Source organism: Pseudomonas sp. S10E 269, assembly GCF_002798465.1.
Lineage (GTDB): Bacteria > Pseudomonadota > Gammaproteobacteria > Pseudomonadales > Pseudomonadaceae > Aquipseudomonas > Aquipseudomonas pergaminensis.
In genome coordinates this window covers 4,008,001-4,028,940 of the sequence record NZ_PHIJ01000001.1, presented here as the reverse complement: position 1 = coordinate 4,028,940, position 20,940 = coordinate 4,008,001, and the positions used below count along the sequence as shown (strand labels likewise).

The following is a 20,940-nucleotide window of genomic DNA, read 5'->3' as shown; positions in this document are numbered from 1 at the left end:
AAATCAGCTGCATAGGGTACCGGTTTCGGGCGTCCAAACCGAGTTTCTTTACGCGAACGGTGCTATTGAACCGCTTTTTTGTCAGGACATTTGTCCATGACGTCAACTTTGATGCACTTAAATGCTCTAATCGCCCCGTCTTGTCCCACAGAAGAATCGGTTTCACCCATGGATATCAAACAGCTCTGGCTCAACGCCCAGGACCTCTGGGGCGCCCTCGATGAACACCCGCTGCTGCATGCCAGCCTCGGCTTGCTGGTGTTGCTGGTGGTTGCCCTGTTGCTCGGGCGCGTGGCGCGCTACCTCATCCTCCACGCCGTCAAACTGCTCGGCCGGCAACCGGCGCTGCACTGGCTCAATGACCTGCGGCACAACAAAGTCTTCCATCGCCTGGCGCAGATGACGCCATCCCTGGTGATCCAGTTCGGCTTGTACCTGGTGCCGGACCTGAGCAAGACCGCCATCCTGTTCATCGGCAACGTGGCCCTTGCGCTGACCATTCTGTTCCTGGTGCTGGCCATGAGCGCCCTGCTCAGCGCCCTGCTCGACATCTACGCCCGTACCGAACATGCCCGCACCCGCTCGATCAAGGGCTACGTGCAGTTGGCGAAGATGGTGCTGTTCGTGTTTGGCGCGATCATCATCGTCGCCACCCTGATCGATCGCTCGCCCCTGTTGCTGCTGTCAGGCCTGGGTGCGATGTCGGCGGTGATCCTGTTGGTGTACAAGGACACCCTGCTGTCGTTCGTCGCCAGCGTGCAGTTGACCAGCAACGACATGTTGCGGGTCGGCGACTGGATCGAAATGCCCCAGGTCGGCGCCGACGGTGACGTGGTGGACATCACGCTGCACACGGTCAAGGTGCAGAACTTCGACAAGACCATTGTCTCCATCCCCACCTGGCGGCTGATGTCCGAGTCGTTCAAGAACTGGCGCGGCATGCAGGCCTCCGGCGGGCGCCGCATCAAGCGCAGCCTCTACATCGACGCCAGCGGTGTGCGCTTCCTGCGCGACGACGAAGAACTGCGCATGACCCAGGTGCACCTGCTCACCGACTACATCGGGCGCAAGCAGGCCGAGCTTAAAGCCTGGAATGAAGCCCAGGGCCACAGCGCACAGTTGTCGGCCAACCGCCGCCGCATGACCAACCTTGGCACCTTCCGCGCCTATGCCCTGGCTTATCTGAAAAGCCACCCGGACATCCAGCCAAACATGACCTGCATGGTGCGCCAGATGCAGACCACCGCCCAGGGCGTGCCGCTGGAGATCTACTGCTTTACCCGTACCACGGCGTGGGCGGATTACGAGCGGATCCAGGGGGATATTTTTGATTATCTGCTGGCGGTATTGCCGGAGTTTGGCTTGAGCTTGTATCAGCAGCCAAGTGGCAATGATTTAAGGGCTGGGATGCTACCGGCCTTGCTCGGCGCCAGTCATTTGCCGACGCAGGAAAACAAATCTGCCTGACACCAGTCCCCCTGTGGGAGTGGGCTTGTGTGGGAGCGGGCTTGCTCGCGAAAGCGGTGTTTCAGCTAGTCAATCTGGTACTGATACACCGCATTCGCGAGCAAGACCGCTCCCACAGATGGTTCAGCGCAGGATCGGCTGTTTGCGCACACCCAATCGACTGATCCACACCGCCCCCACAATCACCAACCCACCCAAGGCCAAACGGCCCAGCGGTTCATGCTGGTTCCAGATCAGCAAGTTGAGCAGCAAGCCCACCGGCACATGCAGGTTGTTCATCACCGCCAGGGTGCCGCCCTGGACCAGGCAGGCGCCCTTGTTCCACCAGTACATGCCCAGCGCCGTACTGACGAGCCCGAGGAACACCAGCACGCCCCATTGCAGCGGCGCGTCGGGCAAGTAGTTGGCTTTGCCGAACAGCAGGAACGCCGGCAACACCACCAACAACGCGCCCACATAGAAGTAACCAAAGCGCCGGTAGTGCGGCAGGTCACTGGGGTAGCGCGCCACCAGGTGCTTGTACATCACCTGCCCGGCGGCATAGGTGAAGTTGGCCAGTTGCAGCAGCAGGAAGCCCCCAAGGAAGTGCGGGGTGATCTGGTCAAAGCGGATCACCGCCGCGCCCGCCACCGCCACCAGCGCGGCGATCAGCGCCCAGGGGTTGAAGCGACGGTTGAGGGCATCTTCGATCAAGGTCACGTGCAGTGGCGTGAGGATGGTGAACAGCAGCACCTCCGGCACCGTGAGCACACGAAAGCTCAGGTACAGGCACACGTAGGTCACGCCAAACTGCAACGCGCCGATCACCAGCATGCCGCGCATGAAGGCCGGCTCCACCGAGCGCCAGCGGGTCAACGGAATGAAGACCAGCCCGGCGAGCAACACGCGCACCAGCACGGCGAAGTAGCTGTCGACGTGACCGGCGAGGTATTCGCCGATCAAGCTGAAGGAAAATGCCTGAATCAGGGTGACAACCAGTAAGTAGCCCATGCGCGCCTCGTTTTGAATGGGCGGGACATTAAAGGTTTTCGGCGGTTGAAGAAACTCGGGGCAAAAAAAACCCGACCTCGCTAAAGCGTCAGTCGGGCAGGAGCACTCAGGAGCAAAAGTGCAAAGGGAGGTCTGTTACGCGTACTTGAAGGGTTTGCGTGGGGCTAGATAAACATCGCGGGATTATCTGGCGATTAAAGGATCAGGCAACCTGTGCCAGCAACGCCTTGGCGTGGTTGATGCCCTTTTCCTGGAAGTCTGCGCTCAGGTTCACCCCTTCGGCGTGAATGAAAGTGACGTCATGAATGCCGATAAAGGCCATGACCTGACGCAGGTACGGTTCCTGGTGATCGGAGCTCGCTCCGGTATGGATACCGCCGCGCGCAGTGAGCACGATAGCGCGCTTACCGGTGAGCAAACCTTGTGGCCCGGTGGCGGTGTACTTGAAGGTCACACCGGCCCGCAACACGTGGTCCAGCCAGGCTTTGAGGGTGCTTGGGATGGCGAAGTTGTACATCGGCGCGGCCATTACCAGTACGTCGGCGGCCAGCAGTTCGTGGGTCAATTCGTCGGAGCGATCCAGGGAGACTTGCTCCTGTTCATTGCGCTGATCCGCAGGCTTCATCCAACCGCCCAGCAAGTTGGCGTCCAGGTGCGGGACCGGGTTGAGGGCGACGTCACGCACGGTGATCTGATCGGCTGGATGGGTGGCCTGCCATTGACTGATGAACTGCTGGGTCAGTTCGCGGGAAATCGAATCCTGCTGGCGGGCACTGCTTTCGATGATCAGAACATTGGACATGGCTATGTAGGCTCCATCTGTAATTGCTGTAAGTCGATGGAGTGAAGAGTAGACAGAGCCAATTCGATAAAAAAGCGCAAAAAACTGCTATAACCGATCTATAAATTTGTTTATAAGCGGAGCATGCTCCGCTGTCGGTTACTTCGGCGTGCAGGCCAGGGCGATCCGCATCTTGATAATCGCGCGGTTGAACTTGACCGTGGTGTTCGTGCTTTTGCCTGCAGGCACCGTGACCGTTCTGCGACGCGGCGATTCCGGACCGTTGGTGAAGGTTACCGAGCAGACGGCATCCTGGGTGCCGTAGTTATTCAGTTGGATCGAACTGATATCGCCGTCCACGTCGGAGGCGGTGTAATCGATGCTGACACCGTCGATCTTTTTGGTCACGTCGATGGGGTAGGCAAACGCGCTCATCGGCAGCAGCGCCAGCAACACACAACAGAATTTTCTCATTCGACAGTCTCCAATAAGGACTGTCAGCTTAGGACAAGAGGAACCCATCTTGAAAGCGCCCCGCGTTACCCTCGATCAATGGCGCACGCTGCAAGCCGTGGTCGACCATGGCGGCTTCGCCCAGGCGGCTGAAGCGCTGCACCGTTCACAGTCCTCGGTGAGCTACACCGTGGCCCGCATGCAAGACCAGCTCGGCGTGCCGCTGTTACGCATCGATGGGCGCAAGGCAGTGCTCACCGACGCCGGTGAAGTGCTGTTGCGCCGCTCCCGGCAACTGGTGAAAAACGCCAGCCAGCTGGAAGACCTCGCCCACCATATGGAACAGGGCTGGGAAGCCGAGGTGCGCCTGGTGGTGGACGCGGCCTACCCGAATGCGCGCCTGGTGCGGGCGCTTACCGCGTTCATGCCGCAAAGTCGCGGTTGCCGCGTACGCCTGCGTGAAGAGGTGTTGTCCGGCGTCGAGGAACTGTTGCTCGATGGCATGGCTGACCTGGCCATCAGCGGCTTTATCATCCCCGGCTACCTGGGTACGGAAATGAGCGATGTGGAATTCGTCGCCGTGGCCCATCCCGACCACGCGCTGCATCGTCTTAACCGCGAACTGAGCTTCCAGGACCTGGAAAGCCAGATGCAGGTGGTGATTCGCGATTCCGGCCGCCAGCAACCGCGGGATGTGGGCTGGCTCGGCGCCGAGCAGCGCTGGACTGTCGGCAGTCTCGCCACCGCCGCCACGTTCGTCAGCAGCGGCCTGGGCTTTGCCTGGTTGCCCCGCCACCTGATCGAACGCGAACTCAGGGAGGGCCTGCTCAAACAGCTCCCGCTGGAAAAAGGCGGAAGCCGTAACCCTACGTTTTACCTGTACTCGAACAAAGACAAGCCGCTGGGCCCGGCGACGCAGATCCTCGTGGAACTGCTGCGCACCTTTGACACCGCCCCGTTGGACGCGCCTTTCGCCGCCCCCCAGCAAGCCTGAAACGGAGTTCATGCATGGCCTGGTTCGACCATGAAGGATGCAGCCTGCACTACGAGGAATACGGCCACGGCACGCCGCTGGTCCTGATCCACGGCCTGGGCTCCAGTTGCCAGGACTGGGAGCTGCAGGTGCCCGTGCTGGCAAGGCATTACCGCCTGATCGTAGTGGACGTGCGTGGCCATGGCCGCTCGGACAAACCGCGCGAACGCTACAGCATCCAGGGCTTCACCTTTGATCTGCTCGCGCTGTTCGACCACCTGGCCCTGCCACCCGCCCACGTGGTGGGTTTGTCCATGGGCGGCATGATCGCCTTCCAGCTGGCGGTGGATGAACCCGCGCTCGTCAAGAGCCTGTGCATCGTCAACAGCGCCCCGCAGGTGAAAGTGCGCAGTGCCGATGATTACTGGCAATGGGCCAAACGCTGGAGCCTCGCACGCGCGCTCAGCTTGAACACCATCGGTAAGGCCTTGGGCGACCGCTTGTTCCCCAAGCCACACCAGGCCGACCTGCGCCGCAAGATGGCCGAACGCTGGGCAAAGAACGACAAACGTGCTTATCTCGCCAGCTTCGATGCGATTGTGGGCTGGGGCGTGCAGGAACGACTTTCCAGGATCACCTGTCCAACCCTGGTCATCAGCGCCGACCACGACTACACCCCCGTGGCGCAAAAAGAAAACTATGTAAAACTGCTCCCCGATGCGCGACTGGTGGTGATCGAAGATTCCCGCCATGCCACGCCCTTGGACCAACCCGAAGTCTTTAACGCAACCCTGCTCGAATTTCTAAAGACAGTCGAAACCACTACCCAGGATCACTGACCCATGCTGAAAAAAATCGCCTTCTTTGCCGGTTCTGTTTTGTTCGCTGCCAACCTGATGGCGGCTGAACCCGCCAAGGCGCCTCACGTCCTGATCACGACTACCAACGGCGACATCGAGATCGAACTGGACCCGGTCAAGGCGCCGATCAGCACCAAGAACTTCCTGGCCTATGTCGACAGCGGCTTCTACACCAATACGATTTTCCACCGCGTCATCCCAGGCTTCATGATCCAGGGCGGCGGCTTCACCCAGGCGATGACCCAAAAGCCGACCAAGGACCCGATCAAGAACGAAGCCAGCAACGGTCTGCATAACGTACGTGGCACCTTGTCCATGGCGCGTACCAACGACCCGAATTCGGCCACCAGCCAATTCTTCATCAACGTCGCCGACAATGCCTTCCTCGACCCGGGCCGCGATGCCGGTTACGCCGTGTTCGCCAAGGTGGTCAAGGGCATGGACGTGGTGGATGTGATCGTCAATTCGCAGACCACTACCAAGCAGGGCATGCAGAACGTGCCAATCGATCCTGTGTACATCAAGTCGGCCAAGCGCATCGATTGAGGTAGCAGGTAGTTCCGCGCGCAGCCCACAAGGCCGCGCGCGCATTTGAAAGGAGAGCCCGCCCCGCGGGTGTCATACCTAATGCTCTATCGTCGTTTTGAACAACTGATCGATATTTTCCGCGACGCCCCCAGCGCCGCCCCGCCCGATAAAGTCCTGCCCTTCTACCTCTACTACCTGCGCCAGGTGTGGCCGCATTTTGCTGCCTTGCTGGTGGTCGGCCTGATCGGTGCACTCATTGAAGTGGCGCTGTTCAGCTACCTGAGCCGCATCATCGACCTGGCCCAGGGCACGCCGCCCGCGAATTTCTTCCAGTTGCACAGCACCGAGCTGATCTGGATGGCCGTGGTCGCCCTGCTGTTGCGCCCGATCTTCGGCGCCCTGCATGACCTGCTGGTGCATCAGACCATCAGCCCCGGCATGACCAGCCTGATCCGTTGGCAGAACCACAGCTACGTGCTCAAGCAGAGCCTGAATTTCTTCCAGAATGACTTCGCCGGGCGTATCGCCCAGCGCATCATGCAAACCGGCAACTCTCTGCGCGACTCGGCGGTGGCCGCAGTGGATGCAATCTGGCACGTGGCGATCTACGCCATCAGTTCCCTGGTGCTGTTTGCCGAGGCCGACTGGCGCCTGATGATCCCGCTGGTGACCTGGATCATCAGCTACAGCCTGGCACTGCGCTATTTCGTGCCACGGGTGAAGGAGCGCTCGGTGATCTCTTCCGAGGCACGCTCCAAGCTGATGGGCCGTATCGTCGACGGCTACACCAACATCACCACCTTGAAGCTGTTCGCCCATACCCAGTACGAGCAGGAATACGCCAAGGAAGCGATTATCGAGCAGACCGAAAAAACCCAGCTGGCCAGCCGTGTGGTCACCAGCATGGACATCGTGATCACCACCATGAACGGCCTGCTGATCGTCACCACCACCGGCCTGGCCCTGTGGCTATGGACGCAGTCGCTGATCTCGGTGGGTGCGATTGCCCTGGCCACCGGCCTGGTGATCCGTATCGTCAACATGTCCGGCTGGATCATGTGGGTGGTCAACGGTATTTTCGAAAACATCGGCCAGGTGCAGGACGGCCTGAAAACCATCGCCCAGCCGCTGGCGGTGATCGACCGCGACAATGCCCCGCGCCTGAGCGTGCCCCACGGTGAAGTACGCTTCGAGCAGGTGGATTTCCACTATGGCAAGAAGAGCGGGATCATTGGCGGCCTGAACCTTGAGATCAAGGCCGGTGAGAAGATCGGCCTGATCGGTCCGTCCGGTGCGGGCAAGTCGACCCTGGTCAACCTGCTGCTGCGACTCTATGACCTGCAAGGCGGGCGCATCCTGATCGACGGCCAGAACATCGCCGAGGTCGTCCAGGAAACCCTGCGCGAACAGATCGGCATGATCACCCAGGACACGTCCCTGCTGCACCGCTCGATCCGCGACAACCTGCTGTACGGCAAGCCCGACGCCACTGACGCAGAGCTTTGGGCCGCGGTGCACAAGGCGCGTGCCGATGAGTTCATCCCATTGCTGTCGGACGCTGAAGGCCGCACCGGGCTGGACGCACACGTGGGTGAGCGCGGGGTGAAACTCTCAGGCGGGCAGCGTCAACGTATCGCCATCGCCCGCGTGCTGCTCAAGGACGCGCCGATCCTGATCATGGACGAAGCCACCTCCGCGCTGGACTCGGAAGTGGAAGCGGCGATCCAGGAAAGCCTGGAAACCCTGATGCAGGGCAAGACGGTGATCGCGATTGCGCACCGGTTGTCGACCATTGCGCGGATGGACCGCTTGGTGGTGCTGGAGAAAGGTCAGATTGCCGAGAGCGGCAGCCACGCCGAGTTGCTGGCCCATGGCGGGCTGTACGCGCGGTTGTGGCAGCATCAGACCGGAGGCTTTGTCGGCATCGATTGAAACAATACCGCTGCTACAGGTTAAAACGGCGCCAGCCCTCTATTTCAAAGGGCTGGCGCTTTTTTTTGCGCCTGGATTTGTGCCACAACCCTGCTGTAATCAGTGCAGTGCCCAGACGGGCGCTGAAGTAAATCTGCAGGGAGCATCACTGATTTACTGATTGGGTAGAGCGATCTATCAAGGACGGGTTGCATGTCTTTGTTCAAGCGTTCAATCACAGAGGGTTTAGGTACGTTTTGGCTGGTGTTGGGCGGGTGCGGGAGTGCGGTGTTGGCCGCAGCGTTTCCCGCAGTCGGGATCGGGTTGCTGGGCGTGGCCCTGGCGTTCGGGCTCACGGTGCTGACCATGGCGTTCGCCATCGGGCATATCAGCGGATGTCACCTCAACCCGGCGGTATCGGTGGGGCTGGTGGTGGGCGGAAGGTTTCCGGCCCGGGAGTTACCGGCGTACATCGTGGCGCAGGTGATCGGTGGCACCGTGGCCGCTGCGCTGTTGTATTTCATTGCCAGCGGCAAACCGGGGTTCGAACTGGCGTCGGGCCTTGCGTCCAACGGCTATGGCGAGCATTCCCCCGGCGGTTATTCAATGGCGGCGGGGTTTGTGAGTGAGTTGGTAATGACCGCCATGTTCGTGGTGATCATCCTCGGCGCCACCGACCGCCGTGCCCCAGCGGGCCTTGCGCCCATCGCCATCGGCCTGGCGCTGACACTTATCCACCTGATCTCCATCCCCGTCACCAACACGTCGGTCAACCCGGCCCGCAGCACGGGCCCGGCCTTGATCGTCGGCGGGTGGGCGATCCAGCAATTGTGGCTCTTCTGGCTCGCGCCAATCCTCGGCGCGGTAATCGGCGGTGTGACCTACCGCTGGCTGGGCAAGGAGGAGCCGGGCTGACGCAACAGGGGTTCAGCCCTGCCGATAAGGCAGGGCTGCCCATTTCGGGCGGCCTTTCACCCTTGATGGGCCTGCATGTACTGGCGCAATAGCTGGTTGATTCGCGTCTGGTAACCAGATCCTTGACCTTTGAACCACTCCAGTACATCAGCATCCAGTCGAATAGTGACCGCCTGCTTTACTGGAACACGTAACTCAGCACGCCGGAAAAAATCGGCATCCAGCTCAGGAATATCGCTGGTATCGATCTCTCTATCATTCATTTTGGCCAAGCGCTCCCAATCAGTTTTCGATGTTTGCGTCATAATATTTGGCCTCCTTCTTGGTTGCTTTTCGGGCGGAGATGATACGGATCACATCACCACATCGCTCGGTGTATACGACCACACCCACTAACAATTTGATCCAGCCAATACTAATCCAACGCTCCTCGCCATAATCCGCTCGATCATCGCGTAAGGCCAGCATTGGGTGCCTAAAGATATCTGGGACGTCATTAAAATCTATGCCGTGCTTAACAATATTGGCTTTATTTTTGGATTCATCCCACTCAAATAACATGGCATATCCTGTATTTACTTTTGTACATACAGGATAGCGATATCACTCATTCTAGAAAACGCTACCAGACCAGCGGTCTCAGCCCTGCCGATAAGGCAGGGCTGCCCTCGCCTCCTCGGCATACGCCACGATCCCCACCCGCTCGCGCTCGAGGAAATCTTCCACGGCGTTCTTCAATCCCGGATGGCGCAAGTAGTGCCAGGACCGCGTGATCACCGGTTCAAACCCGCGAATCAATTTGTGCTCGCCCTGTGCCCCCGCGTCGAAGCGTTGCAGGCCGTGGGCGATGGCGTAGTCCATGCCCTGGTAGAAGCAGGTTTCGAAGTGCAGGCGATCGAACTCTGCCAGGCAGCCCCAGTAGCGGCCGTAGAAGCTGTCGCCGCCGATCAGGCTGAAGGCCATGGCCACCGGGCGTGGGCCTTGTTTGGCCAGCACCACGCGGATCGCTTCGGGCATGCGCTCGGCCAGCAGGCTGAAAAACGCGCGGGTCAGGTAGGGCGACTGGCGGCGCACGGCGTAGGTGTTGGCGTAGCAGGCGTAGACAAAATCCCACTGGGCTTCGCTCAATTCATGGCCTTGCAGCCACTCGAAATCGATGCCCTGCCCCGCCACTTGTTCACGCTCTTTGCGCATCTGCTTGCGCTTGCGTGAACTCAATGCATCGAGGAAGTCCTGGAAGTCGCGGTAGCCACGGTTCTGCCAGTGAAACTGACAACCCAGGCGCTGCAACCAGCCCGGTTGCTGGGCCAATGCAGCATCGGCCAGGTCATCGGTGAAGTTGATATGCGCGCTGGAAAGCCCTTCGATTTCCAGGTAACCCGGCAGGCTCTTGAGCAGCTCCAAGCCCTCATCGGCACTGGCGGCCAACAGGCGCGGCCCACTGACAGGGCTGAAGGGCACCGCCGTCAGCAGCTTGGGGTAATAGTCGATACCGGCCCGCTCACAGGCATCGGCCCAGCCGTGATCGAACACGTACTCGCCGTAGGAATGCCACTTGCGATAACTGGGTAAGGCCGCTACCAGCCGATCACCCTTCCAGTGCAATAAATGCTCCGGTTGCCAGCCCGATTGCGCGCCCAGGCTGGCGCTGTCTTCCAATGCGCTCAGGAACGCATGGCGCACAAACGGCTGGGCCTGTGGCACCAGTGAATCCCAGGCTTGCGGGGCGATCTCGGACAGGCTGTCCAGGCGTTGCAGCGGCATCGGCATCCTCACTACTTCAGGGCGTGAAAGCCTGTCGAGTATCGCTGATCGCCAGGCTTCGCACACCCCCGAATCGCGCGACAAGGCTCTAAACCAATAGTTCCGAACATAAATAATTTGTCATCTAGATGACATCACTTAGCCACTGCGCCGTCATAAACGATCGTGATACTGACGCCTGTTTTTAGAGCGCCTGGTTCTAGCAGGTGGTTATTTTTCCGTCCGTCATCGGTCGGTTGTGTCCTGGATGGTTTGCCATCCCTCCTCACTTTCGGAGATTGATATGCGTCTTGCTTCCACTAAAACTGCGGCGGTCCTGTGCGGCGGCCTGTTACTGGCCCTGAGCGTTCCGGCCAGCGCTGCAGTCGACGCTAAATTGCTCGACATGCTCAAGGCCAACGGCCAGATCACCGCGGCGCAGTACACCGAACTGCAAAGCGAATTGGCCAAGGACCAGAAAGAACAGCAGATCGCACGGCAAGCTCAACAAGAGACCAACGAACAGATCGCGGCCACCGCGAAGAAAACCAATGAGCTGAGCAGCTTCGACCAGAAGCTGGCCTGGGCCGCCAAGACTCAACTCAAGGGCGATGTGCGCTTCCGCCACGAAACCATCAAGATCGATGGCACCCCGAACAACGGCGGCAAGGACAAGGACCGTGAGCGTATCCGTGCTCGCCTGGGCGCCTACACCGAAATCAACTCGCAGGTCGACACCGGCATTCGTGTCGCCACCGGCAGCAGCGACGACGCGCGCTCCACCAACCAGGACCTGGATGGCTACTTCAACAAGAAGTCGATCTGGCTGGACCTGGGCTACATCGACTACCACCCGACCCAAATCAAGAACCTGCACGTGATCGGCGGCAAGATGCTGCAACCGTGGGTCAGCATGGGCGACGTGATCTGGGACAGCGATATCAACCCGGAAGGCCTGGCACTGACCTACAAGTACCCACTGGGCAGCAGCGCCGAGCTGTTCGGCAGCTTGGGTAACTACAACCTCAAGGACAACGTCAACGGCGACGGCGTGCAATTTCGCAATGACCTGCGCATGACCGCCGGCCAGTTGGGGTCTCGTTTCTCGCTGACCGACAATCTGAAACTGACCCTGGGCGGCAGCGTCTACGCGTTCCAGAACGATGAAGACAGCCGTTGCCCGACAGCAACCGGCACCACCCCCGGCTGCCTGACCCCAGGCGAAACCGTGGCCAACACCACGGCCGGCAACGCCAGCGAGTACCGCCTGTATGAAGGCTTCAGCCAGGTCGACATCGGCGGGCTGGCAGTACCGTTGTCGTTCTACGGCCAGTACGTGCAAAACACCAAAGCCACCGATAAGGACAAGGACACTGCCTGGCTGCTCGGTGCCAAGTCCAAGGTCTTCGGCCTGAACCTGGACTACAACTACCGCGACGTGCAACGTTACGCGGTGGTGGGTGCCTTCACCGACTCGGACTTCGCCGGCGGCTTTACCGGCGCTCGGGGTCACAAGTTCAAAGTCGGTTACGACATCGACAAGAACTTTGCCATTGGCGCCACGTACTTCCTGACCAAAGCCGACTATGCCAGCGCCACCGGTTATCGCGATGCCAACGCCAATACCCTGCAGCTGGACGCAGAAGCCAAGTTCTAATAGTCAGTGTTGAAAGCCTCGGGCCAGGACGGCCCGGGGCGGCTTTAACAGTCTTGCGTGGGTGGAGCGGTCCCCATCATCCGTCCGGTCCACTCACGCGAGCCTGCTTAGTCCCCGCCTTTCTGATCCTTGAGCCGCTCGGCAGCCAGCCGCTGTGCCAAGGCATCCACGCCCTCAACCGGCTCCTCCGGCATGATCTTCAGGGTCGCCTGCATCAGGCGCATCTGGCGGATAAACCGGCGACAGTTCGGGCAGAACATCAAGTGATGACGCACCAACAGACGCTCGCGAAAGGTCAATTGCCCATCGAGATAGTCACTGGAACGTGCCACTTGTTCTTTACAGGTCAACATTCGCCCGTTTCCTCAAAATGCTCCACCGTGGCGAAGACTTTAAGCCGTGCCCGATGCAACAGCACACGGACATTGGAGAGCGACAGCGTCAGAAGATTACAGATCTCCTCCAACTCCAGGCCCTGGCGTTCACGCAGCACCAGCACGCTGCTTTGCAACTCCGACAGACTCAGCAGCGTGTGCTCCAGGCATTTGCGCAGTTCATCCTCGGTCAGCAGGGCTTCCGGGGTGTCCTGGTGCCAGGCATAAGGGGCGACGGCCCAGTGGCCATCGTCAGGGCTGAAACGGTCATCGCCAATCGTGCCGTGGGGCGAAGGCAAATCATCAAGCAATACTTCACGACGATTCTGCTTGTAGCGCCCCTTGGCGGCGTTGGCGGTAATGGTGAGCAGCCAGGTCTTGAGGCTGGAACGGCCTTCGAACCTGGCCAGGTTGCGCACCACCGACAGCCAGGCGTCCTGCACGACTTCGTCGGCATGGCGCTGGCCGACAATGGCATAGGCCACCGCCCGCATGGCGCTTTGGTAGGTGGTGACCAATTCCTTGTAGGCCCGCTGCTCACCCTTGAGCAGGCGTTCTAGCAGGTGCGCGTCGTCCGCTGCTGCCATGTCTACCTCAATCCCACTTTGGGAATGCAATCGATGTGGGAGCCGGCTTGCCTGCGAGGGCATCACCTTGGCCTGACTGAAAGACCGAGGTGCCTGCATCGCGGGCAAGCCCGGCTCCCACACTTGACGGTGTTAACCCGTTAGATCAGCGTTTGCGCAGGATCACGCTGCCGATCGAGTAGCCCGCACCAAACGAACTGAGTACCGCCACGGAGCCTTTGGGCAAGTCATCCTGGTAGGTGTGGAATGCAATCACCGAACCCGCCGAGCTGGTATTGGCGTAGGTGTCGAGGATCACCGGCGCTTCTTCCACCGACGCTTCGCGGCCCAGCAGTTTCTTCACGATCAGGTGGTTCATGCTCAGGTTGGCCTGGTGCAGCCAGAAGCGCTTCACATCGGCCACGTTCAACTGGTTCTCTTCCAGGTGCACGCCGATCAGCTCGGCCACCATCGGGCATACGTCGCGGAACACTTTGCGGCCTTCCTGTACGAACAGTTTGTCCGGCGCGCCGATGCCCTCTTCCGCGGTGCGGTTGAGAAAGCCAAAGTTGTTGCGGATGTTATTGGAGAACTTGGTCAGCAGCTTGGTGCTCACCACGTCGAATTGATGCTCGGACGTCGCCAGGTCGGCGCGCTCGAGGACCACGGCAGTGGCCGCATCACCAAAGATGAAGTGGCTGTCGCGGTCGCGGAAGTTCAGGTGACCGGTGCAGACCTCCGGGTTGACCATCAAAATCGCACGCGCCTGGCCCAGCTGGATGCTGTTGGCGGCGTTCTGGATGCCGAAGGTGGCCGACGAGCACGCCACGTTCATGTCAAAACCGAACCCTTCGATGCCCAGGGCTTCCTGGACCTCAATGGCGATGGCCGGGTAGGCGCGCTGCAAGTTGGAGCAGGCGACGATCACACCGTCGATGTCGGCGGCGGTCTTGCCTGCGCGTTGCAAGGCTTGTTCGGCGGCGCCGACGGCCATCTGACAGAGCACCGACCACTCGTCGTTGCTGCGCTCGGGCAGGCGCGGGGCCATGCGCTGCGGGTCGAGAATGCCGTCTTTGTCCATCACGAAGCGGCTCTTGATGCCCGAGGCTTTTTCGATGAAGGCTGCGCTGGATTCGGTCAGTGCCTGCACGTCACCGCGCTCGATGGCGGCGGCGTTATCGGTGTTGAACTGATGCACGTAAGCATTGAAAGACTGCACCAGCTCTTCGTTGGAGATGCTGTTGGCCGGGGTGTACAGGCCAGTGCCGCTGATGACGACGTTATGCACGGTCGTTCCTCTAAATCTGTCAGGCAGAAGATATTGGTACCGTCGTACCAAACTATAAGTAGTCCGATTCCGCACCGCGGACACCAAACTGGCATCGCTTTATTCCATCGCGTCGCAGCCCTTCACGACGATCCCGGCATTTATAACCGCGAAGTTTGCCACAAACCCCAAGATTTGGCGCCATATGCCAGCTAAACACCCATGTCGCAGGTGTACGCCCCACTCTGTGGTGAGCGAGCTTGCTCGCACTGGGGCGCAAAGCGCGCCTCTCTCACCAGCAAGCGAGAGTCTACTCAAACACCTCAGCGTCTGGATTAGGGCCGCTGCGCAGCCCAGCGCGAGCAAGCTCGCTCACCACATAGGAGCTACGGGGAGGTCAGGCTTCGACCAGGGTCCATTGCTTGCTCAAGCGTTTGTCGGAAATCGGCACTTTAGTGCCCAGTTGCTGGGCAAACAACGACACCCGATATTCCTCCAACCACCAACGGTAAAGTTCTAGCTGGGGGTCGCGCTTGCCTTCCTGGGCATGTTTTTTCAGGCGATTCTCGTACTGCGTCCACAAGCCTGCCAGCTCGCCGCTCCACACCCGATCTTTTTGCACTTGGCTGGGCAGTTTCTCCAGGCGCAACTCGATGGCCTTGAGGTAACGCGGCAACTCCTTGAACCATTGCGACGGGGTTTCGCGCACAAACCCTGGGTACACCAGGTTGCCCACCTGCTGCTTGATGTCGTTCAAGGCCACAGCCTGTGCCAGGTCGATCTTGCCTTTGAAGCGCTTTTGCAGACCGTGCCAGAGTTTCAGTACCTCCAGGGTCAAGCGCGCCAGGCGCTCGGCATGTTCGGTCCAACTGCCGCGCTTGCGCTCGGCCAAGGCGGCCAACCCCGCGCCGTCACGCGGCAGGTTGGCTTCACCTTCGAGCACACAGGTGTCGAGGCTGGCCAGCAGGATGTCTTCCACCAGCGCATCGATGCGCCCCAGTTCGCGGTACATCAGGCCCAATTCGGTCAGGCCCGGCAACTTGCCGCGCAGGAATTTCGCCGGTTCCGCCAGTTGCTGCATCAGCAGGCGCTGCAACGCGCGGCGATGCTGGAATTCCGCCTCGGCGGCGGTGGAGAAGCGCCCTTCCTTGACCGTGCCGTTGTCTTCCACCAGCGCCGGATACACCGTCATCGACAGCCCGGCAATCTTCTGCTGAGTCTTTTCCGCCACCGCCGCAAACACCTTGGCTTCCACCGGCTGCTGGCTTTTTGCCGTCTGCGGCACCGCCAACGCGGCCTGGCTGGCCTCGGCAAACCGCGCGGTCAGTTCGGCCAGGTCGCGGCCTTCGCCAAGGAACTTGCCCTGGCCGTCGACGACTTCCAGGTTCATCTTCAGGTGGCTTTCGACCTGCTGCGCGGCTTCGGCCCAGGCTTCATCGCTGACCCGTGCCCCGGTCATGCGCAGCAATTCGCGGCCCAGCGCCTGGGGCAACGAGCCCTGGCCGAATTCGATGCGTTGCAGCGCGGCTTTGACGAAGTCCGGCACCGGCACAAAATTCTTGCGCAGCGCCTTGGGCAGGTTGCGCACCAGGGCGATGCACTTGGCTTCGATCACCCCCGGCACCAGCCACTCCAGGCGCTCCGGCGGCAAGGCCGGCAGCAAGGGAGCCGGCACGCGCAGGGTCACGCCGTCACGCGGGTGGTTGGGTTCGAAGTGGTAACTCAAGGCCAGTTCCAGGTCGCCCAGGTGCAGGGTGTCCGGGTAATGCGCGGCGGTGACTTCACTGGCTTCGCGGGCCAGCACGTCTTCCTCGCGCATGATCAGCAGTTGCGGGTCTTTCTGGCTGTTGACCTTGTACCAGCTGTCGAAGGTCGCAGTCTGGTGGATCTCCGCCGGCAAGCGCGCATCGTAGAAGGCGAACAGGGTTTCTTCATCGGCCAGGATGTCGCGACGGCGCGCCTTGGCTTCCAGTTCGTCGAGCTGCTCCAGCAGCTGCTGGTTGGCCGTGAGGCACTTGGCCCGCGACTGGATCTCGCCACGCACCAGGCCTTCGCGGATAAACAGCTCGCGCGACACCGCCGGGTCAATCGGCCCGTAATGCACTGGCCGGCGTCCGACCACAATCAGCCCGAACAGGGTGATCTGTTCAAAGGCCACGACCTGGCCGCGCTTCTTCTCCCAGTGCGGTTCGAAGTGGTTTTTCTTGATCAGGTGCCCGGCCAGCGGTTCGATCCAATCGGCATCGATCTTGGCGACCATGCGCGCGTAGAGCTTGGTGGTTTCCACCAGTTCGGCGGTCATCAGCCATTGCGGACGCTTCTTGCCGATGCCCGAGGACGGGTGGATCCAGAACCGCCGCTGGCGTGCGCCGAGGTAATCGCCGTCTTCGGTCTTCTGGCCGATCTGGCTGAGCAGGCCGGACAACACCGCCTTGTGCAGTTTCGGAAAGTCCGCCGGCTCTTTGTTGACCGTCAACTGCATGTCGCGGCAGATCAGGCTCAACTGGCGATGGGAATCACGCCACTCGCGCAGGCGCAGGTAGTTGAGGAAGTTCTTGCGACACCAGTTGCGCAACGGGCTGGCCGTCAGTTCCTGGCGCTGCTCTTCGAAACCGCGCCACAGATTGACCAGGCCGGCGAAATCCGAATCCGGGTCTTTCCACTGTGCGTGGGCTTGGTCAGCAGCCTGCTGACGTTCCGGCGGACGCTCGCGCGGGTCCTGGATCGACATGGCGCTGGCAACGATCAGCACTTCCTGCAGGCTGCCGAGCTTGGCGGCTTCGAGCAACATGCGGCCCATGCGCGGGTCCACCGGCAGGCGCGCCAACTGGCGGCCCAACGGCGTGAGCTGGCTGTTGCGGTCGACCGCCGAAAGCTCTTGCAGCAGGTTGAAACCGTCGCTGATGGCCTTGCCATCCGGCGGCTCGATAAACGGGAAATCGGTGATCTCGCCAAGGCGCAGGTGCAGCATCTGCAGGATCACGGCGGCGAGGTTGGTGCGCAGGATCTCCGGGTCGGTAAATTCCGGACGGCCGATAAAATCTTCTTCGCTGTACAAGCGGATGCAGATGCCCGGCTCGACCCGGCCACAACGGCCTTTACGCTGATTGGCGCTGGCCTGGGAAATCGCCTCGATCGGCAGGCGCTGCACTTTGGCGCGGTAGCTGTAGCGGCTGATGCGCGCGGTGCCGCTGTCGATCACATAACGAATGCCCGGCACGGTCAGCGAGGTTTCCGCGACGTTGGTCGCCAGCACCACGCGCCGGCCCGGGTGGGACTGGAAAATGCGCTGCTGTTCGGCCGGCGACAGGCGCGCGTACAGCGGTAGGATTTCGGTGTGCTTGAGCTGAGCCTTGCGCAGCATGTCGGCGGCGTCGCGAATCTCGCGCTCGCCCGGCAAGAACACCAGCACATCGCCGGGGCTGCGGCGCTCGCTGCGCTCGTAGGCGCCGATTTCATCGAGAGCGGCAAGGATCGCCTGGTCGACCGTCAAGTCGTCCTCGACGCGGTTGCCCTCTTCGTCCTGCTCCAGGGTCAGCGGGCGGTACCAGGTGTCCACCGGGAAGGTGCGGCCCGAGACCTCGACAATCGGCGCATCGTCGAAGTGCTTGGAAAAGCGCTCCAGGTCGATGGTTGCCGAAGTGATGATGACTTTCAGGTCCGGGCGACGCGGCAGCAGGGTTTTCAGGTAGCCCAGCAGGAAGTCGATGTTCAGGCTGCGCTCGTGGGCTTCGTCGACGATGATCGTGTCGTAGCGTTCCAGGTAGCGATCGTTCTGGGTTTCTGCCAGCAGGATGCCGTCGGTCATCAGCTTGATCAGCGTATTGGAATCGCTTTGGTCTTCAAACCGCACCTGATAGCCGACCAGCGCGCCCAACGGCGTCGCCAGCTCTTCGGCAACCCGGCTCGCCACGCTGCGCGCGGCAATCCGACGCGGCTGGGTATGGCCGATCAGGCCGAACTGGCCACGACCGATTTCCAGGCAGATCTTCGGCAACTGGGTGGTTTTACCCGAGCCGGTCTCACCGGCGATGATCAGCACCTGGTGCTTGTTCAGTGCCTCTTTGATTTCATCGCGCTTGGCCGCAATCGGCAGGCTGTCGTCGTAGCGGATCACCGGCAGGCTGGCACGCCGCGCCGTGACCTGGGCACAGGATGCCTGCATGCGCGCCACCCACTGCGCCAGCTTTTCCTCGTCGGGCTTCTTGCGCAACTCAAGCAGCTGCCGCCGCAAGCGGTGGCGGTCGGCGAGCATGGCGTGATCGAGGGTTTTGAGCAGTTGGTCGATAGTGGGCGCTTGGTCAGTCATCAGGTACGCAAGGGTCGTCTATGTATGCAGGGGGCGGATTGTCGCAGAAAACCGCCCATAAGCGTGCCCCCTCATTCGTTATCGCGGTCCTTGCGCCGGTACGGGAACACATCAATGACCTTGCCGGCGCGAATCGCGTCTTGCAGCCCCTTCCAGTAATCGGCGTTGTATAACTCGCCATGCAGTTCGTCGAACAGCTTGCGCTGGCCGGCGTCGGCGAACAGGAACGGCGGGAACTCCTCGGGGAATACATCCAGCGGGCCGATGGAGTACCAGGGCTCGGAGGCCATTTCGTCCTCGGGGGTACGCGGTGCCGGGATATGGCGGAAGTTGGCCTCGGTGAGAAAGCAGATTTCGTCATAGTCGTAGAACACCACGCGGCCATGACGGGTGACGCCGAAGTTCTTCAGCAACATGTCGCCAGGGAAGATATTGGCCGCCGCCAGTTGCTTGATTGCCAGGCCGTAGTCTTCCAGGGCCTCGCGTACCTGGGCGGGGTTGGCGTTGTCGAGGTAGAGGTTGAGCGGGGTCATGCGCCGTTCGGTCCAGCAGTGGCGGATCAGCACTGTGTCGCCTTCTACCTCGACGGTGCCGGCGGCCACTTCCAGCAGCTCGGCCAGGCACTCCGGTTCGAACTTGCTCAGGGGAAAACGGAAGTCGGCGAACTCCTGGGTGTCGGCCATGCGCCCGACCCGGTCGACGCTTTTGACCAGGCGGTACTTCTCGATCACCGTGGCGCGGTTGACGTTTTTCGACGGTGAAAACCGGTCCTTAATGATCTTGAACACCGTATTGAAGCCCGGCAGGGTGAACACGCTCATCACCATGCCGCGCACGCCAGGGGCCATGATGAACTGATCGTCGGTGGTCGCCAGGTGGTTGATCAGGGCGCGGTAGAACTCCGACTTGCCGTGCTTGTAGAAACCGATGGAGGTGTACAACTCGGCGATGTGCTTGCCCGGCAGGATGCGCTTGAGAAAGCCAATGAACTCCGCCGGCACCGGTACATCGACCATGAAGTAGGAACGGGTGAACGAGAAGATGATCGACACATCGGCTTCGTCGGTGATCAGCGCATCGATCTGGATGCCCTGCCCTTCGCGGTGCAGCAGCGGGATGACCAGCGGCCATTGTTCGTCGCGGGTGTAGATGCGTCCTACGAGGTACGCGCCTTTATTACGGTAGAGCACCGAAGAAAACAGCTCGACCTTGAGGTCCGGGTCCTTGCACACCCAGTCCGGCAGGTTTTCGCGCAGTTGAGTTTCGAGGCGGCGCAGGTCGGCGGCCAGGTCGGCGTAGGGTTCGCTGAAACGGTAGTCGGCAAAGACCTGCACGAGCATGTCGGGGATTTTCCCGGCGGGTATGTAGGTGCGCGTCTGCGCGGCCCGTGCGCGGCGCAGGCTGGGCCGGGTGGTGTGGATAAACATGCAGCCGTCGCTGATCAGGTCGTGGCTGAACAGCCCGCAGAAGATCGAGTTGTACCAGGTCTCGGAGAGTTCATCGTCGAAGCGCAGGTCGATCAGGCCGATGTAGGCGCTTTTCACCACGGGCCACAGGTCGATATCAAGCAGTGTGGCGCCTTCGAAATGCTCACGCAGGCGCGCGGTCACTTCACTGACCTTTTCTTCATAGAGGTTGATGCGTGCCGCCGACGCCGCCTGCCCCTGCTGCCACTGGGCCTTCTCGAAACGCTCGCGGGCGCCATCGGTGATCTGGCGAAAATGCTCACGGTAATCGTCGAAGCCATCAAGGATCATCTGGGCGATAGCGAGGGCGGACTGCGACATGCGGGAAACCTCTACGGGTATCTGGAAGCCCTGAGCTTAGCCAGTGTACGCAGGCAGGAGAAGGCTCATTTTTTGCGCCGCCTTGTACAACTTCGTTCATTTCGTACATTTACTTTCAATTTATTTAATTCGACCATACGGTCAATAAAAGCACCGTTAGTTCCTACGCTGTTTTATCTGCACCCCTGTAAGGGCGGGGCCTGGCCGCATTAACAAGCGAATCCGGGCGTCACGCTGGTGCTGACGACACACGCCGGGCTTTGGATCCAACTAAGGGAAACCCTGATTACCACCTTAATGGCACTTTGATATATAGCGCGCCCTCTCCCAGCCTAACAAGGTCAAAAGACCGATCCGGG

18 protein-coding genes are annotated in these 20,940 nt (G+C 60.7%); 7 read left to right on the top strand and 11 right to left on the bottom strand.

Translation table 11 applies throughout. The features are described 5' to 3' along the window. Nucleotides 1–168: 168 nt before the first annotated feature. Nucleotides 169–1,467, top strand: coding sequence for a mechanosensitive ion channel family protein (locus CWC48_RS18770; protein WP_100492368.1), 1,299 nt, complete (start codon nucleotides 169–171; stop codon nucleotides 1,465–1,467). A gap of 123 nt (nucleotides 1,468–1,590) precedes the next feature. On the opposite strand, the gene CWC48_RS18765 is transcribed toward CWC48_RS18770, so the two are convergent. The 3 genes from CWC48_RS18765 to CWC48_RS18755 form a co-directional block, all read right to left on the bottom strand. Then, on the bottom strand, nucleotides 1,591–2,457 hold the full coding sequence (locus CWC48_RS18765; RefSeq protein WP_078049685.1) for a carboxylate/amino acid/amine transporter: 867 nt from the start codon (nucleotides 2,455–2,457) through the stop codon (nucleotides 1,591–1,593). A gap of 202 nt (nucleotides 2,458–2,659) precedes the next feature. Then, nucleotides 2,660–3,259: an FMN-dependent NADH-azoreductase gene (locus CWC48_RS18760; protein WP_078049686.1), complete on the bottom strand. Its 600-nt coding sequence runs from the start codon at nucleotides 3,257–3,259 to the stop codon at nucleotides 2,660–2,662. Nucleotides 3,260–3,397: 138 nt separating this feature from the next. Further along, nucleotides 3,398–3,712 carry a 3-phosphoglycerate kinase gene (locus CWC48_RS18755; protein WP_078049687.1) on the bottom strand — a complete coding sequence of 105 codons (315 nt, stop codon included), beginning with the start codon at nucleotides 3,710–3,712 and terminating at the stop codon, nucleotides 3,398–3,400. Nucleotides 3,713–3,761: 49 nt separating this feature from the next. On the opposite strand from CWC48_RS18755, the gene CWC48_RS18750 reads away from it, so the two are divergent. From CWC48_RS18750 to aqpZ, 5 genes are all read left to right on the top strand, one after another. Next, a complete protein-coding gene (locus CWC48_RS18750) occupies nucleotides 3,762–4,685 on the top strand; it encodes a LysR family transcriptional regulator (RefSeq protein WP_078049688.1) in 924 nt (307 codons plus the stop codon). Nucleotides 4,686–4,699: 14 nt separating this feature from the next. After that, entirely contained in the window at nucleotides 4,700–5,503 is an 804-nt protein-coding gene (locus CWC48_RS18745; RefSeq protein ID WP_100492367.1) for an alpha/beta fold hydrolase, read from the top strand. A gap of 3 nt (nucleotides 5,504–5,506) precedes the next feature. Beyond that, the gene (locus CWC48_RS18740) at nucleotides 5,507–6,070 is read left to right on the top strand and encodes a peptidylprolyl isomerase (protein ID WP_078049690.1); all 564 of its coding nucleotides are present in this window, start codon (nucleotides 5,507–5,509) and stop codon (nucleotides 6,068–6,070) included. 81 nt (nucleotides 6,071–6,151) lie between these two features. Then, nucleotides 6,152–7,984: an ABC transporter ATP-binding protein gene (locus tag CWC48_RS18735; RefSeq protein ID WP_100492366.1), complete on the top strand. Its 1,833-nt coding sequence runs from the start codon at nucleotides 6,152–6,154 to the stop codon at nucleotides 7,982–7,984. 192 nt (nucleotides 7,985–8,176) lie between these two features. Further along, the gene (gene aqpZ, locus CWC48_RS18730) at nucleotides 8,177–8,878 is read left to right on the top strand and encodes an aquaporin Z (protein ID WP_099493573.1); all 702 of its coding nucleotides are present in this window, start codon (nucleotides 8,177–8,179) and stop codon (nucleotides 8,876–8,878) included. A 56-nt stretch (nucleotides 8,879–8,934) separates the two neighbouring features. On the opposite strand, the gene CWC48_RS18725 is transcribed toward aqpZ, so the two are convergent. From CWC48_RS18725 to CWC48_RS18715, 3 genes are all read right to left on the bottom strand, one after another. Then, complete coding sequence (locus tag CWC48_RS18725) at nucleotides 8,935–9,183, bottom strand: BrnA antitoxin family protein (protein WP_078049693.1); 249 nt, start codon at nucleotides 9,181–9,183, stop codon at nucleotides 8,935–8,937. Then, on the bottom strand, nucleotides 9,161–9,439 hold the full coding sequence (locus tag CWC48_RS18720) for a BrnT family toxin (RefSeq protein WP_100492365.1): 279 nt from the start codon (nucleotides 9,437–9,439) through the stop codon (nucleotides 9,161–9,163). Before CWC48_RS18720 ends, CWC48_RS18725 begins: the two co-directional genes overlap by 23 nt. A gap of 78 nt (nucleotides 9,440–9,517) precedes the next feature. Further along, a complete protein-coding gene (locus CWC48_RS18715) occupies nucleotides 9,518–10,642 on the bottom strand; it encodes a GNAT family N-acetyltransferase (RefSeq protein WP_100492364.1) in 1,125 nt (374 codons plus the stop codon). Between the two features lie 283 nt (nucleotides 10,643–10,925). Between CWC48_RS18715 and CWC48_RS18710 the strand changes: the two genes are divergently transcribed. Then, nucleotides 10,926–12,278 (top strand): putative porin, encoded by a 1,353-nt coding sequence (locus CWC48_RS18710; RefSeq protein WP_078049695.1) that lies wholly within the window; start codon nucleotides 10,926–10,928, stop codon nucleotides 12,276–12,278. Nucleotides 12,279–12,385: 107 nt separating this feature from the next. Here CWC48_RS18710 and CWC48_RS18705 read toward each other — a convergent pair whose 3' ends face one another. The 5 genes from CWC48_RS18705 to aceK all read right to left on the bottom strand — a co-directional run bounded on the left by CWC48_RS18705 (nucleotide 12,386) and on the right by aceK (nucleotide 20,581). After that, nucleotides 12,386–12,631: an anti-sigma factor gene (locus tag CWC48_RS18705; protein ID WP_078049696.1), complete on the bottom strand. Its 246-nt coding sequence runs from the start codon at nucleotides 12,629–12,631 to the stop codon at nucleotides 12,386–12,388. Next, nucleotides 12,625–13,239: an RNA polymerase sigma factor gene (locus tag CWC48_RS18700; protein WP_078049697.1), complete on the bottom strand. Its 615-nt coding sequence runs from the start codon at nucleotides 13,237–13,239 to the stop codon at nucleotides 12,625–12,627. The genes CWC48_RS18705 and CWC48_RS18700 overlap by 7 nt, the downstream gene beginning before the upstream one ends. A 145-nt stretch (nucleotides 13,240–13,384) precedes the next feature. Then, nucleotides 13,385–14,506: a beta-ketoacyl-ACP synthase III gene (locus CWC48_RS18695; RefSeq protein WP_078049698.1), complete on the bottom strand. Its 1,122-nt coding sequence runs from the start codon at nucleotides 14,504–14,506 to the stop codon at nucleotides 13,385–13,387. Between the two features lie 376 nt (nucleotides 14,507–14,882). Continuing rightward, nucleotides 14,883–18,794: an ATP-dependent RNA helicase HrpA gene (gene hrpA, locus CWC48_RS18690; protein ID WP_100492363.1), complete on the bottom strand. Its 3,912-nt coding sequence runs from the start codon at nucleotides 18,792–18,794 to the stop codon at nucleotides 14,883–14,885. Nucleotides 18,795–18,865: 71 nt separating this feature from the next. After that, complete coding sequence (gene aceK, locus CWC48_RS18685; protein WP_100492362.1) at nucleotides 18,866–20,581, bottom strand: bifunctional isocitrate dehydrogenase kinase/phosphatase; 1,716 nt, start codon at nucleotides 20,579–20,581, stop codon at nucleotides 18,866–18,868. Nucleotides 20,582–20,940 lie beyond the last annotated feature (359 nt).